Here is a 17121-nt window from a genome sequence, read left to right as displayed (position 1 = left end):
CGCACTTAACTTAAGTCAGTCTATAAGCCCGCGGCAGGTTACCGAAAGGCCCATCCATGCGACTGCGATGGCAAAGAGCTCGGGATGAACGGCAGTGCCCCACTCCTACCTGGATGAAACACCGGCCTCTGTCGAAGCAGCTGACGAGGTCAGGCTCTTGATAAGCTCCACCTCTCGCTCACGGTAAGGCGTCCCATCCATCCTAAATACATCATGAAACCAGACCGGAGGCGTCTCCAGCACATAGGGTCGCTGCCAGGAATCCCAGGGAAGCCAGGTTTGAGTTTTGCCTGCCACAAAGCCCCAGTTAATCGCGCCGACGCGATATCGTTTCGCGATAGGCAGTGTGGTATCGAACAAACTCCCCGCCCCGCGAGCCATGTATTCCGTGCAGATGATGGGGCGATGATACTGCTTCAACTGCTGAATTCGCGCCTCGAAATCCTCAGGCCAGCCATAATTGTGAAACGTGATGATGTCGGAATCGTTGACCTGAGTACGCATCAACGGGGACAGTGTCTCAGGCCCTGACCAATTCCCTTCCCAGATGCCGCTAGTGAGCGGCTGGCTGGGATGCTCTTCACGTGCCCACGAAAATACCTGCGGCAGAAGCTCCGTCACCCGCGCAACTTTGTCCTTCGGCTCCCTACCGCCATAGGAACTGGCATCCGTGTTATTCGGTTCATTCCACACATCCCAGGCGAGAATGCGAGGATCATTGGCAAAAGCCCCCACGACTCCCTGCACGTAGGCCTTCAATCGCGGATACTGTGATGGATCGGTAAGGGCTTCGGCACCAGGGCTTTGGACCCATCCGGAGTTGTGAACGCCGGGAACAGGGGGATGCTGCGGACCAAGCTTCGGATAAGGGTCCCAGCATGAATCAAACAGTACAAACATTGGTTTAATGTGATGCCGCGCCGCGATCGTCAGAAAAATATCAATGCGCTGTTGAAATCCCTGCGGATCTTCTTGCCACAGGAGATCGTGCAGAAAGACGCGCATCGTATTCATGCCGATATTCTGGGCCCACCCTAATTCAACATCGATCCGCTGCGGATCAAAAGTCGCCGCCTGCCACATTTCGAGCTGATTGATCGCATCGCTGGGAACGTAATTTGAACCCACCGGCCATGGTTGCTGTGCATACCATGCATTGGCTTGCTTCTGCGACCACCGCTGCTCCTGCGCTTGGCACGTCAATGCCACCATGCTCAAAGCCGATAACAGGAATGAGCAGAAAACCTTTATTGAACAAGCTCTACTTACTTTCGCCATGATTCGATGGCACTCCGGCACAAATTTGTATAAAGAAAGCGCTTCCAATCGCAGATCTCACACCTATAATGGAAGCGCTTTCATTCTATACTATCGCCCAGTCGTCTTGGCTTATGACGTTCGCTTTTTCAATCGAACAGAGATAATGTGCCTCCGATCCCCTTCTCTTCTATCGACTCAGCTACAGACGGGAAAAAGCGTTTCTTCCGATTGAAAAATCCCTCACCGAGGAGTTACGCTGATGTACCTCCAAGCAGCTGAAGTCGCAAAGGTTCGCAAACCTACCTGTCCAGAGGAGAAGCTACAGTCGTTGATGGTAGTACTGGTCGTCGTCGTTGAAGCAGCAGGCTGCGCGGTCAACGTGATCTGGCAACCGACAACCTCTGCTGTGAGGTGATACCAGCTATTAGCGGCAAACGAAATGGGTGCTGTGCTCAATTGTGTCCATCCATAATTTTCCTTGCCGATGACGATAGACCCGGATGCGTTGATGCCGAGATAATACCCTTCCACCGAATCGGTCCCGACCGCCGGATTGGTCGCGCGCAACAAAAATCCTGCATTGCCGCTGCTTGTTGTCAGTTGCATATCTCCGGTCATGGTGAAGTTCCCACCCGTCGGCCCTCCGATTGACTTGTCTCCTTGCGTATCGGTCGAAGAGTTGCTGTAAACCTCGCTTGCCAGGCTCCAGCTTCCGGCGTACGTCGTCCAGCCGGAGGCGCTGCTCGCAAAAGGAGCATAGTAAGGGAGCGTGGACGTGGTTGACCCGAGGGAGACACTGATATCTCTCCAGTTCGCCGCCGCATTGAAACTGCGAATGCCGATCTGTCCCGCAGTGTAGGTGCAACCCGTGTCCGTATAACTGAAGCCGGTGACCGTGATAGACCCTACGGGTTGCGCCGAAACTGTAAGCGTACAACCCACAGTCTGCGCCGTAAGGTGATACCAGGTATTCGCCGTAACTCCACCGGGAATATTCGCCGTTTGCAGCTGCGTCCAGCCGTAACTCTCGCGGCCCAGCACCAGACTTCCCGTGCTATTGATACCGATATAGTACCCGTCGAGTGAGTCCGTCCCTGCCGATGGATTGGTGACATTCATCAGGAGCCCGGCATCGCCGCTTCCAGAGGTCAGCTCAACATCGCCCTGCATTGTATAATCCGACCACGAGGTCGAGCCGGTAACGGCCTTATCGCCCGTAGTATCGATGGCACTGTTCCCATACGAGCTGTTCGAAACCGACCATGTTCCGTTATAAGTGGTCCATCCCGGCGCAGAGCCGCTGGCAAATGCATCATGGTACGGAAGCCCGCTCGACGAGCTGCTCGTCGGTGCAATTACGATGCGTGCCCTTGAACCGGCACCGGCGTTCTGGATGATCGGTGTGATAATCACCCGCGTTCCATTCCAATCCGATGGTGCAATCGAAGACAGTGTGATCTGGAAGGGTTGCCCTGTATTCATGGCACTCTGCGTAATGACCTGATCCGGTACCGCAGTACCCTCCCCCCAGGGCAGCGTAGAGTTGCGTGCGCCATTGTAGAGGCCATTGGTGTACAACACAGAGTGATCGTAGACCCCACTCGTATTCTGGAAATCGAAGCGCAACCCAAACATAGAGTTAGCATCATTCGAAGAGAAGGGACCGCTCTTGGCCACCGTGATGGTGAGATCATTCGTGGGATTGTTGTAGACATTCCCGATCTGCGCCACGTCGTAGGTGTTTGTGCCCATTCCCACGCGAGCAATGGAAGTCAACGGATCGAAATCGGAATAGCTGGTGCCGCTCCCAGGACGATTGTAGTACCAGTAATAACTGCGGACGAAGTTGCCGATGCTGGTCGGCTGGAGCAGCGATTTTCCCGTACCATCCGACACCTGAATATACGCTATGCTCTGCGGCTGAATGGTCCCCGTCCAGGTTGTGCTTCCCCCGCTAATCGACCATTGCTGGTTCACGGCAAGATTTTCAGGAGCCCCATCTTCATAGCTGGCATTGTTCTGGTCGATATAGTAAAGCTGCGCTGTTCCGGTATTGAAGGGCAAGCTATTTAAATTCGCCGTAACGGTAACCGGACTGGTGTTGTTGTTCCAGACCACCATACCCGCATTGTCTGGATCTACACCCGCCATGCTGCCTACGCCACCTGACGTGGCAGGGCTCACGCTCACCTGGTCCACCGGTAAGAGTGTCTGATAAAGCTTAAGTGCGTTAAAGATGGCTTTGCGATGAAGAGTGCTCGTAAGCATCCCAAGGCCTCCCCCCGCACTATCGTCGATCCACTGTGCCCAATATACCTTCGGTGTGTCTGTATTCGTAATTAGACCGCTCACATCATTGAAAAAAGCCGCGGCAGCTTGGTGCAGACTACAGGCAGCGTTATCGCCAAACGATGTATATGAGTTGTACTCAGTAATCAGTAGTGGCAAATTTGGATGTCCCGTCACAGTGCTACGCAGGTTCGAGAGTTGAGAAGAATAGTTTGCATACGAATGGATTGACACAAAATCGATCGGATCATTCAAAATACCCGACTGAGTTAGATAAGTAGTGTCATACGCAACCGCTGGCCCTCCAACCCGCGCGTCTGAATCTCCGCTGCGGACGCCACTTGCTCCATTGGAATACACATGCCCGTAATCTGTTTGATTTCCATTAAAGAAGACTTTGCCGCTTCCGTTCGACAAATCGGGCTCGTTCCACTCTTCAAACCATACGCCTGGGCGACCGTCAGAATTACGAAAGTGACTAGCATATGCGGAATTGACATTGCCCCATGTACCTAAGTTTGACGGCACGTCCTGAAAATTACCATCTGTCTGGAGAGGGAGAGGGTCATAAGTAAATGCGATAAGTGGAAAGACATTGGCCACGGACCAAGAATTAAGCAAGCCATCGATGCTCGCAAAATTATAAGTAGGGGATGTGGAACTTCCCCCGACTTGGTCGTAGGCTAAATCGCCACTTTTCCCCACCCCCAATTCATAACGAAGATCCCGTACTCCTGCCTCCGAAAGGAGCGGCGACGCATTCTGAATATTAGTCTGGGTACCAAGCGGCGTCTGGTATACGCCAAACTTGTCTTTTACCAACGCAGGATCAACGGGTGTTGAGAAACTCGCGTTGAACGTTTGCGCGGGCGCCGTTGAAACTACTCCAAACAGCGCGAAAATGAGTGCGACGACTGCAAAGGGAATTTTTAGACTGAAAACAGAGTTGTCTCGGATCGGTAGTGAGCCCATTTCAATCTCCTTCAATGCTTTAGACTTCCTATGACTGCATGCTCCGCCCTTTATTCGATCTTGTGCGGAAGTGTTGTTTCTGCGACCTTGCTTAGTAAACCTCGACACCATTAATCGACGGAGATCCAGCCCCACCATGTTGGAGCTGTATTCGTATGTTGCCGCTCTCATCAGCTGTAGCCGTCACCTGTTTCACCATGGCCCGATTTTCGGCGCCGGTTTCTCCTGCGATGTCCAGATCTTGTAGCACCTGTTCCCCATTCAGTAGCACATTGAAGCGGCGCTCACTGGTATTCGCAATTTGGCGCTCTATAAAATGTAGGCGCAGATTATACGTCTCATTCGGCACAAGGCCCGAGATAAGGCGGTCCAGCTCTCCTTCGTTTCCATGGAGATAAAACGACTGCGGCAACGGATCGCCCACTCGCGACAAATCCAGCGAATTCTCATTCTGTCCTCGCTGAAATCCATCGCGATTTTCGAGATGCCTTTCGATCATCTGACCATTCTCGAAACCGAAACACCGCAGCGCGACCGGCCGTAGAATGATTCGAGCGTACGACCCATATCCTGCGTTCTGCATAATGGGCGAAATAATCACGCGCCTATGATTCCAGTCCTGCGGAGCATACTGCGCAAGGTCCACGGAGAAGGGCTGCCCCGTATTCATGCCATTTTCAAGCACCGCCTGATCTGGCACCGCGGTTCCCTCTCCCCACGGCAGTCCTGAGGTTCGTGTCGGATCGTAGAGTCCGTTGTGGAATAGTACGCTGCGGGTATAGCTTCCGGCGGTTGATTGATAATCGATGCGAAGCCCGAAGATGCTGTTGTTGTCGTTCTTCGAAAAAGGTCCCTGTTTCGCCACTGTCACCGTAAACCGATGAACCGGATTGTCATAGACACTCCCGGCAAAGACCACTCCGAAAGGGCTTGTGCTTGTCTTTGTCGCCATCCCAATCCGCACGATTGATGTGCGAGGATCAAGATCGTCGAAAGAATCGTCTTCAAACGAAAAGATTCGATTGAAAAAATAATATTCTCCGCGTACATACCGTCCAAGCCTGTCCTCGCCCAGAAGGGACAGTCCGCTTCGGTCGTGCAGTTTCACCAGTGCGACGCTCTGCGCCTTCACCGCCACCGACTGAGAAGTCCTGTCGCCGTTGAAGTGCCAGACCTTACTCGCAGTCAGATCTTCTGGTGCGCCGTCGAGATAACTGGCATGGTACTGATCGATAAAATAGATCTCACCGGCACCCCCCGCAAAGGGAAGATTGTTTAGTTGAACTGTAATCGTCGCATCAGTTGTTCCATTGTTATAGAGCACTATAGCCGCATTATGCGCATCTGATCCGGCCATCGTCCCCACGTCGCCGACCGAAGCCGGAGTCACCGGAGAACGGTCAACTGGCAGCATCGTCTGATACATGTTGTACGCGTTATAAAGCGCCTTCTTGTGCAGATCGTCTGTCACCATACCCACCGAGTCATCGACCCACTGCGCCCAATAAACCTTCACCGCGTCCGAGATGTTAAGAATTCCATTGACGTCGTTGAAGAAGGCAGCAGACGCCTGGTGTAGGCTATTCGGCTGGTTCAGACCAAATGTCGTATACGAGTTATATTCGGTCAGAAACATAGGCACCGACGGTGTAAAGACCACATCGCCGTTGTGCCCGCGCAAATTATCCAGTTGGCCCAGGTAATTTCCATAAGCGTGGATAGAGGCGAAGTCGGGATGTTGCGGCCAGATCGCATCGAGATAGGAAAGATCGTAAGCTGCGGCCGGACCTCCGACCAATGCATCTGTATCACCCTGTCTCACACCGGCCAAGCCATACTGAAAGACGTTTCCATAATCCGCCTGATCTCCATTGAAGAAAACCTTGCCTCCATTTCCGTCCGGAAGGTCCGGCTCGTTCCACTGCTCGAAGGAGAATCCAGGCAGATGCTGAGACTTGAGAAAATGAGAAGCATACGCCGCATTCACATCGCTCCACGAAGGCAAATCATCCGGCACATCCTCCCATGCGTTCGCAACTTGGTCGGGTTGCAGCGGAACCGGATCATAAGTGAACGCAAAAAGCGGGCGAGATCCCGCGCGCTTCCAGCTTCTCACCAGACCATCGATCGAAGAATAATCATAATGCAGATCTCCGATCGTTCCGCTCACCTGATCAAACGCTAGAGCCCCGGGCTTGCCGATTCCCACCTCATATCGAATGTCCTGCACCTCTGCTTCACTCAGCAATCGAGATGCTCGTTCGATCGTCTGCTGCGTTTTCAAGGGAGTCTGATAGACCCCGAATCTGTCCTTCATCAGGGGGCTGGGCGCCATTTGCGAGAAATCAACGGTAACTGTCTGCGCCGAAAGATTCATCCCACCCGCGAACAGAAGACAGGCCACACCAAGTTGGCAGATTGAAGATAAGATCGAATCAATTCGAATCACGAAGGTTCTCCTAAACTTCATGTAAGCGCTTCCACCATTTTCGCGAGCGCCATGTGTATACCCTTAAACTTCAAATCTTGTCAAGCCTCTTGACGACTGTAGTGATCAGTGATCATTACCACAAGTCCCATCTTTCAGCTCTCTTCGCAGATCTCATCAATTGAAGTTCAGATCAATCGCCGCCTTGCCGCCTTCGTGCCTGCCCCCCAAAGCAAGCCCGCTGAAGGCAGTTCTCCGCCCATCATCAGAAGGCCGCACCCCCGGCGACCTCACCTACAACTATCAGCGCATGAGGGCGATTGGTCTCTTCGTTCCCCATCGCGGCGCCTACAATCGAGCTTTCCACGGTTAAACTTTTCGCTTCTGACCTTCTGCGATTTTGCAGCTCCAATGTCGAGTACTTAGAGGAGAAGCCTTCGCCATGTATACACCCGTCGGGTTCAGTGAAATCATTGATCGCGTTGAGCATATACGGGAGCTGCATCGGCAGATTCGTCTGTCGAACGATCGCGAACGAATCGGGCACCAGCGACGGGAGCGGAAGATAAAGACTTCATCTCACACCTACGGCGTACCAACGCTCGTCCGATGGCCAACATGGTGCGCGACATGGAGGAAGCCTGCTCCCTGACAACCGACGGAGCCTACCGCCTCTTCGGCTTCGAACTCGACTGCATCCGAGAGTTTGACCTGCGTCCGAATGGCGGTCGTGCGCACATCGTGAAATTGTCTCCTGGCCGAGCAGCGCACGGGCCGATCGAACATTCTATTCGGCTCTAGCTTCAACCACGGCAGTCTCTTGATTGACTCGATCTTGGTTCCTATCAAAGATCGCGATGCTGTGAAGCCTGATGACGTGATGCATTGGGACAACCCACCCGAATCTTGGTCATGTGGACTCGTATACGGTGGCGGCCAGCTTCCACGGGTAGAGTGCAATGAGCCCCTTTCGAGAATCCGTCCGAATGCATTACAGGCTGGTCAACTTGTCGTCGGTCGATCTTTTGATGGTCGCACGGTGGACAAGCATTACTACAAGGTTCCGTAATCCTTAACTCACGCTCACAATCTCCATTGGGCATTCGAACGCCGGGCCTGGTGTCGTTTTGATGAGAACGGAGATTTGGACGCCTGCCTGAGGCGTAGTGGTGGTAATCAACAGTAAGTGGCAGAGACAACTTCGTCTCTACTTCACCCCGAGAACGAGGTGCCTCTTTGAACGTGACGTCGCGAACGGAAGTTATCAGGAAAGATTCTCCACCCGTCCAGGGCCCCTGTCTAAGAGTTTTATCCTTGGTCCGCGTAAGTGTTCAATCCGATTATCAGACCAGAAAGCCGAATCAGCCGCCTAGCTGGTCGAAGGCAATCAACCCTAGCTCTCGGCACAGCATCCAACGGTCGACCTGAGGAATGAGACTGCCAAAACTGACTTCAAAAGCGCACGGAAGTGTACTCGACGATCTCATCGCTCAACCGCGCAGCAGGGGCCGTCATCGCAGCGTACCTCTTCTGGCCGAGCGCGAGCGCTATCTCAATTATCTTCTACGGAGGGGAACAGGCAGAACGTATGTCCGATCGACGGCGGCGTACATGATTCGGGTCGTTCAGCTTATGTCCCTAAAAGAGATTCGGCTTGTCACCTTTGCGGAAATCGAGGATGCAGCCGCAACTTGGTCAAAATTAGGACAGTCTCGCAGGCTAAAGAGGGTGCCACCAAGCGCGGCCCGCTCCTTCATTCGAGTCGCTGCTGGATGGTTTGCATTCCTTGGCAACCTCGAGTCACCACCGCGCCGCTGGTTCGAAGATATGATTCAGATTTTCGTCGGCAAACTCAGCACGGAAAATCTGCTTCCCAAAACGATCGACGGTTACTCGTGGCAGATCGGTTGTTTCTTCAGATTCCTTCCGGATGGCTACGACGTCAAGAGGATTACCCTTTCAGATGTAGATGCATTCATTACTGCCAAAATCCAACTGGGCTGGAAACTGAATTTTCTGGGTTCGATCTGTCAGCGGCTGCGAAGATTCTTTAGGTTCGCGGAGACGCAAGGTTGGTGTGAGGAAGGATTTCACTTAGGTATCAGGAGAATTCGAAGGAAAAATCGACAACTCGAACCTAAGGCGCCTAGTTGGAATGAGGTGCTTCGACTTCTCAAATCGTTCAAAGGGAGGACGGTTTTAGAGTGCCGCTCCAAAGCGATGCTTATGCTATGTGGGATCTACGGTCTAAGAAGTGTTGAGGTGATTCGTTTAGAACTGGGCGACATCGATTGGCGGAACGCGACGTTCGTCGTACGAAGGGCCAAAGGCGGAGGCGTTCAGCAATACCCGCTCTTGTACGCGGTGGGAGAGGCAATTCTTCGATACCTGGAGTACGATCGGCCGCCCGGCGGCTCTCGCCGCGTCTTCCTGTCACTACGTCCTCCTTATAGAGAAACTTCTCAAAGCTCACTCTGGCAAGCGATAGGGCCGCTACTAAGAGAAATTGGAAGCCGGACTGATTATGTGGGTGCGCACAGCCTCCGACACGCCTGCGCGACTAGGCTCCTCCAAAAGGGAGCGTCCATAAAGCACATTGCCGATTTTTTGGGACATCGTCATGTTAGATCAGCTGACGTTTACGCGAAGCTTGACATACGAATGCTGCGCCGCGTCGCGGCATTCGGGATATCAGATCTCCTATGATTCTTCGCGAAGTACTGACTGAGTACATCTCGTGGAAGCGAGAACTAGGAGGTTTGTTCGAGTCCGGCGCAGGCAGATTGCGCTCATTCGAGAAGCACATTGGCAATGTAGACCTCAAAGATATTAATAAATTACAAATAAGAACGTTTTTGGATGGGCCACAGATTTCATCTGTCACGTGGCGCGATCGATATTTCCTTCTGTATCGATTCTTTGAGTACTGCTACGCGAGACGTTATATCGCTTTGATCCCAATGCCAGAAAATCGACCAGCCTCGGTCGGAACGTTTGTTCCGCATATCTATTCTCGAGATGAAGTGCGGCGCTTGCTGAAAGCCGTCTCCATCACCCAGGATGGTCACAACATTGCAGCGGAAACATTTAGCGCGCTAATATTATTTCTCTATTGCACCGGTGCGAAGGTAAGCGAGGCGTTGCGCTTGCGGCGCCGAGATTTCGATTTTCAGAAAATGCGGGTTTCCCTTTTCTCTACGCAAGTTGATGGATTGCGCACGATTCCAATTGGTAAAGACCTCAATAGGATCTTGCATGCCTATTTCCAGCAGACCCTTCGCCGGAATTCGACCTCTCCTTTCTTTTCGAACAAAAAAGGGCTGGCCATATCTCGGAACACCCTTAAATGGCGTTTCCAAATTTTGCGAGATAAAGCAATGGTTACTAAGCCGGGGGGTGCACTTATACAACCAACGCTCCATTGCCTTAGGCACACGTTTGCCGTGCACCGCGTTATCGAGTGGCTGACCGAGGGCCAGGATCTTAACCTCTTGATGCCGGCCCTATCGGTTTACATCGGACAGGTCGGACTTTCCTCGACTGAGCGTTACCTAAAATTGGCTCCAGAGAGGTTTCGGAAGCAGCTGGCGCAGATATCGGACGACAGAAAACGTCCCAATTGGAAGAAAAATCGCAAGTTGATGCAATTCTTGGATGGACTATGAGAAGTTGCTTTGAAGTTCGCTGTCTCACAAAGGGAGTAATGTACTTGAGTCCGGGGCTCGAAGCGATCTTGGGCTGAAGCTTCGGTCGGTTCGCAGGGGCATTCGAGCAAAGACCTGCCTAACCCGCCGCTAAACCTGTTTACCAGTTCCACCGAGCGTGTCTGGAGACAGTCAAAATGCATTTCCAACGTACCAAGGCAAGCTCTGATCAGTCTTCATTCTCAAGTTGATAAACCCGTTAGAAGAAACGTCTAAGCCATTTGGTGCGGGTCAATCACTGCAAGCGCTACGGCCTGCAGGAGACTGCCGATATAATCAGCTAGACCTTGGGAATGCGCAAAGCGGTATTATCCGATCCTAAAGAGCGTCGGCTTAGATTTCTTCGCTAAAGGGAATCCAAAATACTACTATGCAATTGGGGGACAGGATGCTAAATCCTCGCTGGCACCAAGAATTCGCAGCGCTATGCGCGATTCCAACGGACGAGTTATCAGAAGAAGAATGGGCGCTCCTACAAGTACACCTCGCCTATTGCGGCGCATGCCTCAAAACATTCCATGAGCACCAACAACGCGTCCCAGACGTATTGCCAAGGGCCCACGATATTGCTGACACGGACCAGGAATAGACAATTTCTGCAGACTGGACACCGAGTCTACTCAATTGTCGCATCAGCGATACGACAACCCTGCAACCGTAGACGCTCATTCCTTGCTGAGAACCCCATGGATGATCGCTTTGCCGGTGCGCCAGTAGAGCAAGGTGGCGACGAAAATACGCACCTTCCGGAAGCGTGAAACGATTTGCAACTCATCAGCAGCGTTCAAACTCCTTGGACCTAAAGGGAAACGCGTTTGCGATAACATCGCCTTAGTTCATATTTGGTGAAGCTATGCGGGTAAAGAAAACAACCAAAAACCAAATCACGCTGCCGAATTCCGTAGCCACGCAATTTGCTGCAGTTTCGTATTTTGACGTCCGATCCGAAGGAGAAACAATTGTGTTAACACCAATTCCCAACGTTCCCGCTGCCAAAATTCAGATGCGGCTAGCGCGACTCGGAATACATGAACAGGATATCGACGAGGCGCTTTCCTGGGCGCGGTCGAGTGCCCAAGTTCCGAAGAAGTCTGCAGAAGATATTTAACCAGATATCCGAAGCGCACTGATTCCGCACAAGCGCCGACGGCGGGTCGGGCCGAGCGGACACGCCTAGCTAATCGACCCATTGGACCAGACTGGTTCAGCGCCTGCCTTCGGCGAGCGAACGGATCGTCCCCTGCGTCGGTTTTTTCACTTGCTCCAGTTCCCCGTTTGCGTCAAGAGCAAGATGCCTTATGGCAAACCACGGGCGACAGTTCACCTCAATCAAGATTTCCGTCGCATCATCAAACTCGATCGTCAGATAAACTCCCTGGGACTTCGCATAGGGCTCTGCCAGACGCAGGCGTCGTATTCGTTTCCCGGTGGCACCGTCCAAAGTCAGTGCCGCGCGTTCGGTCTCATTCATCGTTTCGTGCTCCTTCCCCTTTCCTGCCAGAGTGGTGGCCCGTCATCTCGCTCACACGTTTATACAGATGGTATAGATCCACATCTAGAGCGCCGGCGAGCTGGTCAAGCCTGCGCAACGTGTAATTTGTGTGGAGTTGATTTGTTTCAAGTTTTTGGAGCCACCGAACCGAGACCTTTGCCCGCTTTGCAACCTCGCTTTGAGCCAAACCCCTGTCCGCACGCAACTCGCATACAACTATGGCGAGACAGCGGTCATGTTCCTGTCTGTAGCGTTCCAACGAAACTCTATCCATAGGCTTCTTCATGGAAACTAGTCTCCTCTGGCAGTACGTACCGTCGTCATAGCTTGAGTGGCAAGGTCATTGAACTGCCGTTGGGCAAAGAATCGCAGCCCGGCATAGAGATTTTTCACCAATTTGGCCTCATTCTTGAAAGGGACAGATCTTTCCGATAGATCAATCCGTTCCTTCCCGGCCCAGGTGTAAGCGGCGTAAACCATGAGTTGTCTCGCCCGCTCGCCGCTGATGCCGCGTGTCGCTCCAATGTCCCGATGAGATCTGCCACCATGCACGGATTCCACCAGCATTTCGTAGGCGCGGGCGAATCGGGCTCGATTTTCAGGGGTGTCCTTTCTCCTGCGGGTATCAAAATGGGCACCGAACCAGAGAGGGGGCGTCTTCATGGGAAGCCGGTGGGCGTACTTAGCTCGAATGATGGCCATCGGAGAAGGGCTGGATGGGACGCCAGAGATGCGCGAATGTTGACGCCAGCGACGGCGGGCTCGACTAACCATCCGATCGACGACATCGGGACCTGACAGATGCAGACCCAGAGAAGACCCCCAGGCTTGCGCGAGTGTTTGTGCGTCGATGCTGAGGGCCTTCGCGATCAGTCTAAATTCGCATTCTTGTAGATGGGTTTTGCCACCAATGTAACGAGCCAGACAACGCTCGGTCACGTCTCCGAGCCTATGGCTGAACTCCTCATGCGAGAGGTCGCCGCGCAGCATTTCAATTTGCAGAAGTAGGTGATGACGAAAGTCCCATCTCATAATGTTCATATCCAAATGAATTGGCGTAATGCTTTGCTAGAAGCGCTTCTAGCATAACCTCTTTTACTACAAGCGCTTCTAGCATGCAAGGAGATGCGAAGCCCTCAGCGCACAAATCTCTGTAAACTATTGATGTGAAAGAAGATGTCGTATCTCGCATCATGCGCGAAATGGGGAAACGGGGCGGAAAGAAAGGCGGCCCAAAAGGTGGGAAAGCGCGTATGAGCGCCCTTACGCCGGAAGAGCGCAAAGAACTAGCACGTAAAGCTGCGAATAAGAGATGGGACAATGCCCGTGCTAAAAGGCAACAGTCTTCTGAAAAGACCTCTCCGTCAAAGAAGAAACTGGATTGACGCGGCAGTATCGATAGTTGAGACGTTGCTAAGCTGTTCCATGCATCGTTGCCGAACAATCCCCTTTCATAGGCCTCTTCATGCAGGGTTAGTCACCTTGTCAATCTAAGGAGCGGCCAGATGTGAGCCGACATTCGCCGGGAACACGCTTTCAAATGCATGCAGACTTTGGGATTTGAAGCGGTAGCGGCACAGATTCGCTTTAGCTGATGCTCAGCCCGTGAGATATTTCTAGAGCTACAGACTGCGGTCCGACGCGTTGCCCAGTGTCTTGAGGCGCTGGGCCTTCTTGGAGCGCCGTGGTTTTCGTCACATTACGGCTCAGCTCCTGTCCCAGCGTCTTCGCATCATTCGTGTAAATCCTAACGTCGAACTGCGCACGCGAGACGGAGACGTAGGCCATGCGGCTGTTTAGCAGCCCACCATGTGCCTGTGAAGAATCGACATGAATCAATACGCGGTCGGCGGTCTGCCCCTGGCTGCTATGGCTCGTCACCGCATAGCCGTAATCGAGATCCGGATGCTGCCTCGCATTGAAAGCGACTTCCCTTCCAGAATCCATCTTCAGTTTTAGATTGCCGTCTTTGTCAATCTGCTCCACAGTGCCCAATTCGCGGTTTGCCAGTTTCTGTCCGCAGAAAGGCGCAGTCATCTGAATACGGTCGCCCTGGGCGAAGCTGCGTTCGTGGTCGCGATACACCGTCACACCCTGCAGACGCCGCGGATCGTAACTGACTTCTTCATCCCCACGACGTTTCACGGTCACGGTGTTTGTCCCTCGATCTGCAGCAGTGACGCGGGCATATTCGCCTGCCTGTATTCCGAGAATCTTGCTTCCTTTCGAGTATCGGAGGACATCACCTTTCTCATAGTTCTGCGCATGCTGACGATCTGCGCCTGTAAACTCTTGCCGTGCAAATAGCACGCGCAGGCGATGCTCGTCGCCACTAACCTTGTTCTCCGCCTGCATCACACGATGGATATGCTGGTTCATCTCACGGCGAGATTCATTATCAGGAGAGACCACTAAAGTGCGCTGCGGAGAGCGTACGTATTCGTGAGCAATTTCATCGATGCGCCGTTCACGGTCCTTGATCTCCAGAACGCGCGGCCCTGCTGGTTCAGATTATTGATGGCTGCGCGTACCTCGCCACGCGCGAGTTGCGCCACTGAGCGAGTGAGAGAGATTTTCTAGATTGCTGATTAGATTGCTATTAAAGAGCATGAAATTGGCGGTGTAGGAACTGTGGAGAGCGATTGTGCAGAATTGCAGTAAAAACCGCCGGAAGAGGGTCCGGGAGAAACCCGCGGAGTGTCTCCCGCGCCGGTGAAAAGGCAGACGGGAGCACCTTCGTCCCGTCTGTCCGGCTTTTGTGTGTCGAGGGAATTGTTACATGATCGCGGGCATGGTGTTCATGCTGCGACCTCAGCAAGTTCCTCGTCGGTCACCTCGTCGGCGATGGGCGGCTCCAGTGCCGCCAAGATGACACTGGCCGTCTGCTGAATGACCTCCAAGCTCTCGGCCAACAGTGAAGCATTGCCTTTGTAGAGCTGGATGTAGTCCGCGGAGGCCGAACCATTCACCAGCCCTACAGCCTTCCCGACAACAAACGCCACAGCCTCGGCCTCGGTCTCGCGCGCGGTCTTCGTCGTTGCCGTCCGACGCTCGGCCTTATGCAGGAGTTCGTGTCCTGCCTCATGGACAAGTGTGCTGAAAGTTTCAGCCCTTGACTGTCCGGGTAGCAGCGCGATGCGGCCGCCGTAGCTCATGCCAAGTGCTGGCGCAATTTTCTCGCTGTAGCTCACTGCAATTCCTTTGCTGTTGAGGAACGCGGTCAGGCGCTCGATGTTCTCGCCGGGATCGCCTGCCACGCGCTCCATCTCCGGCAACTCGACACCGTTGGTCTGGGAGATATCGAAGACGTAGGCACTGCGGAAGCCCAACAGCATCAGCTCATTCTGTTTAGTGATGTCTTTCTCCGCTTTAATATCTCTCTTACGCCGAACGCCAACGATGGGAGCAAGGATGCGAATGCCCTTGGCTCCGGCATTGACGCTGCGTCCAAGGTTCTTCCAAGTCCAAAATCCAGCAACGCGAGTAGCCGTCGGCATCTGCCGCGCAATCTCCAGCACGTTCCCAAAACTGTATTGGTGAAAGCGGCTCATGGCGGTGAGATAGTTGGTAAGGGCTTCGGAGTGTCCGGCTTCCAACTGCTCAATCAGCAGTTTGATGTTGGCGGTGATGAGTTCCTGTTTGGTGTTGGGCTTGTTGCTGTCGGTGGTGACGATGGTATTCATGGCGTTGGCTCCTTGGGTTTGGCTTTTGCACGTCCGCGTTGAAACGCGGCATGTACATGCCGAACGCCACCTGGCGAAGGCGGGGGTAGCAAACGGAAGGGTCTTCGAGCGGAGCTTTTTGGGGGAACCGCGAGTAGCGTGGGGGAGCCAAAACCCGAAGGGCGAATGGCCTTGCAGAGCGCGGGGGGCAGCGCCCACTAGGAAGGCTTGGTTTCCTTATCGAGTGCGCGTCAGCGCATAGGATTGATAGGAAGGGCGTTGCGGGAGGGAAACTCCCGCAGAGGTGGCAGCGCAGAACGCGAATGCGGTCGCAGCGCGAAGGAGACCTCCTCCGCACAGCATATGCACTCTTAGCGAAGTGCTGGATTGCTCGACTCAATCTATCGTTAGGGCGGCGAATCCTTGAGCGAACGCCATATCCACCCAAGGTACGCAGTAGTTACAGACCGATTCCATGCCCGTAGCTATGCTCCTGCTTCGGTGCGATCTCCTGCTGAGCCGCCTTTGAGGAGGCAATCTCCCGCGCATGGGCGCTCTGGTGGGATACATCGTGGCCGAGAGCAGAAGGAAGTTTCTCGCGGTCATTGGTGAAGAGCTGCGCGTCGTGAGCTCCGCGCGAGAGGGCGACATAAGCCATGCGATTGTTGAGTAAGTCTTTCGCTCCCAACTCCGTGTCCACATGCACCAGAACCCGCTCGGCAGTTTGGCCCTGGATGGAATGGCTGGTCACCGCATAGCCATGATCGAGATGCGGATGCTTGTTCGCATCAATTTTTATCTGACGGCCGTCATCCATCTTCAAGCCGATTTGCTTCTCGACTCCAACCGACATGACTGTCCCTAACTCGCGATTGGCGACGTGCAGTTCATGTGCAGGTGCGGTGAGCTGCACCCGGTCCCCGACAGAGAAGGCTCGCTCTTCTTCACGGTAGACAGACACTCCTTGTTGGCGGCGCGGATCGTAGATGCGCTCCGAGCCATCGGTTCGTTCAACGGTCAGCCGATTGCTCGAAGCATCGACGGCAGATACTCGTGCGTATTCGCCTTTACCTATCCCCGTCTCTTTCGAAGCCCGGCTATAACGCAGGACATCACCGACCTCGTAGCGTGCCGCCCACATACGGTCCGCGCCCGTCAGGTCCTGACGCGGCACAAGCACTCGAACCCTATACTCCTCTTTGCTGACGACTCCTCCTTCTCGCAATTCCGCGCGAATCGCCTGATTAAGTTCAGTGCGTGAGCGGTTGTCCGGCGAAACGGCCAGCGTATTCTCTGGCGACTTCGCATACTCCT

14 protein-coding genes and 1 pseudogene are annotated in these 17121 nt (G+C 53.5%); 4 read left to right on the top strand and 11 right to left on the bottom strand.

The features are described 5' to 3' along the window. Window positions 1–105: 105 nt before the first annotated feature. From GSQ80_RS17280 to GSQ80_RS17265, 4 genes are all read right to left on the bottom strand, one after another. The gene (locus GSQ80_RS17280; protein ID WP_254059727.1) at window positions 106–1326 is read right to left on the bottom strand and encodes a cellulase family glycosylhydrolase; all 1221 of its coding nucleotides are present in this window, start codon (window positions 1324–1326) and stop codon (window positions 106–108) included. A 174-nt stretch (window positions 1327–1500) separates the two neighbouring features. Further along, on the bottom strand, window positions 1501–4521 hold the full coding sequence (locus GSQ80_RS17275; protein WP_254059768.1) for a hypothetical protein: 3021 nt from the start codon (window positions 4519–4521) through the stop codon (window positions 1501–1503). A 91-nt stretch (window positions 4522–4612) separates the two neighbouring features. Then, window positions 4613–6970 (bottom strand): malectin domain-containing carbohydrate-binding protein, encoded by a 2358-nt coding sequence (locus tag GSQ80_RS17270; RefSeq protein ID WP_158788924.1) that lies wholly within the window; start codon window positions 6968–6970, stop codon window positions 4613–4615. Window positions 6971–7534: 564 nt separating this feature from the next. After that, window positions 7535–7687, bottom strand: coding sequence for a hypothetical protein (locus GSQ80_RS17265; protein WP_158788923.1), 153 nt, complete (start codon window positions 7685–7687; stop codon window positions 7535–7537). Between the two features lie 693 nt (window positions 7688–8380). On the opposite strand from GSQ80_RS17265, the gene GSQ80_RS23960 reads away from it, so the two are divergent. Both GSQ80_RS23960 and GSQ80_RS17255 read left to right on the top strand, forming a co-directional pair. Beyond that, window positions 8381–9655 carry a tyrosine-type recombinase/integrase gene (locus tag GSQ80_RS23960; protein ID WP_371315733.1) on the top strand — a complete coding sequence of 425 codons (1275 nt, stop codon included), beginning with the start codon at window positions 8381–8383 and terminating at the stop codon, window positions 9653–9655. Continuing rightward, on the top strand, window positions 9652–10614 hold the full coding sequence (locus tag GSQ80_RS17255; protein ID WP_158788921.1) for a tyrosine-type recombinase/integrase: 963 nt from the start codon (window positions 9652–9654) through the stop codon (window positions 10612–10614). Before GSQ80_RS23960 ends, GSQ80_RS17255 begins: the two co-directional genes overlap by 4 nt. Window positions 10615–11318: 704 nt before the next feature. Here the strand turns inward: GSQ80_RS17255 and GSQ80_RS23685 are convergent. Continuing rightward, entirely contained in the window at window positions 11319–11441 is a 123-nt protein-coding gene (locus GSQ80_RS23685; protein WP_256369910.1) for a hypothetical protein, read from the bottom strand. 65 nt (window positions 11442–11506) lie between these two features. Between GSQ80_RS23685 and GSQ80_RS23115 the strand changes: the two genes are divergently transcribed. After that, entirely contained in the window at window positions 11507–11761 is a 255-nt protein-coding gene (locus GSQ80_RS23115; protein WP_216850414.1) for a hypothetical protein, read from the top strand. A gap of 96 nt (window positions 11762–11857) precedes the next feature. Here the strand turns inward: GSQ80_RS23115 and GSQ80_RS17250 are convergent, their stop codons facing one another. The 3 genes from GSQ80_RS17250 to GSQ80_RS17240 are packed head-to-tail and all read right to left on the bottom strand — an operon-like array spanning window position 11858 to window position 13177. Then, window positions 11858–12124 (bottom strand): hypothetical protein, encoded by a 267-nt coding sequence (locus GSQ80_RS17250; protein WP_158788920.1) that lies wholly within the window; start codon window positions 12122–12124, stop codon window positions 11858–11860. After that, window positions 12117–12431 (bottom strand): helix-turn-helix domain-containing protein, encoded by a 315-nt coding sequence (locus GSQ80_RS17245; protein ID WP_158788919.1) that lies wholly within the window; start codon window positions 12429–12431, stop codon window positions 12117–12119. The genes GSQ80_RS17250 and GSQ80_RS17245 overlap by 8 nt, the downstream gene beginning before the upstream one ends. A gap of 5 nt (window positions 12432–12436) precedes the next feature. After that, window positions 12437–13177: a hypothetical protein gene (locus GSQ80_RS17240; RefSeq protein WP_158788918.1), complete on the bottom strand. Its 741-nt coding sequence runs from the start codon at window positions 13175–13177 to the stop codon at window positions 12437–12439. Between the two features lie 134 nt (window positions 13178–13311). Here GSQ80_RS17240 and GSQ80_RS17235 point away from each other — a divergent pair, with 134 nt between their 5' ends. Further along, window positions 13312–13530, top strand: coding sequence for a hypothetical protein (locus tag GSQ80_RS17235; RefSeq protein WP_158788917.1), 219 nt, complete (start codon window positions 13312–13314; stop codon window positions 13528–13530). A 202-nt stretch (window positions 13531–13732) separates the two neighbouring features. Here GSQ80_RS17235 and GSQ80_RS17230 read toward each other — a convergent pair whose 3' ends face one another. From GSQ80_RS17230 to GSQ80_RS17220, 3 genes and pseudogenes are all read right to left on the bottom strand, one after another. Continuing rightward, complete coding sequence (locus tag GSQ80_RS17230) at window positions 13733–14524, bottom strand: ATP-binding domain-containing protein (RefSeq protein ID WP_216850412.1); 792 nt, start codon at window positions 14522–14524, stop codon at window positions 13733–13735. A 419-nt stretch (window positions 14525–14943) separates the two neighbouring features. Then, window positions 14944–15828, bottom strand: a complete 885-nt coding sequence (locus GSQ80_RS17225) for an ArdC family protein (protein WP_158788915.1) — start codon at window positions 15826–15828, stop codon at window positions 14944–14946. 439 nt (window positions 15829–16267) lie between these two features. After that, a pseudogene (locus tag GSQ80_RS17220) lies at window positions 16268–17121 on the bottom strand (ATP-binding domain-containing protein); the annotation flags it as partial.

The organism is Granulicella sp. L46, from assembly GCF_009765785.1.
GTDB lineage: Bacteria > Acidobacteriota > Terriglobia > Terriglobales > Acidobacteriaceae > Granulicella.
The sequence above is the reverse complement of the archived record's forward strand: the minus strand, read 5'-3'. Positions and strand labels throughout refer to the sequence as shown.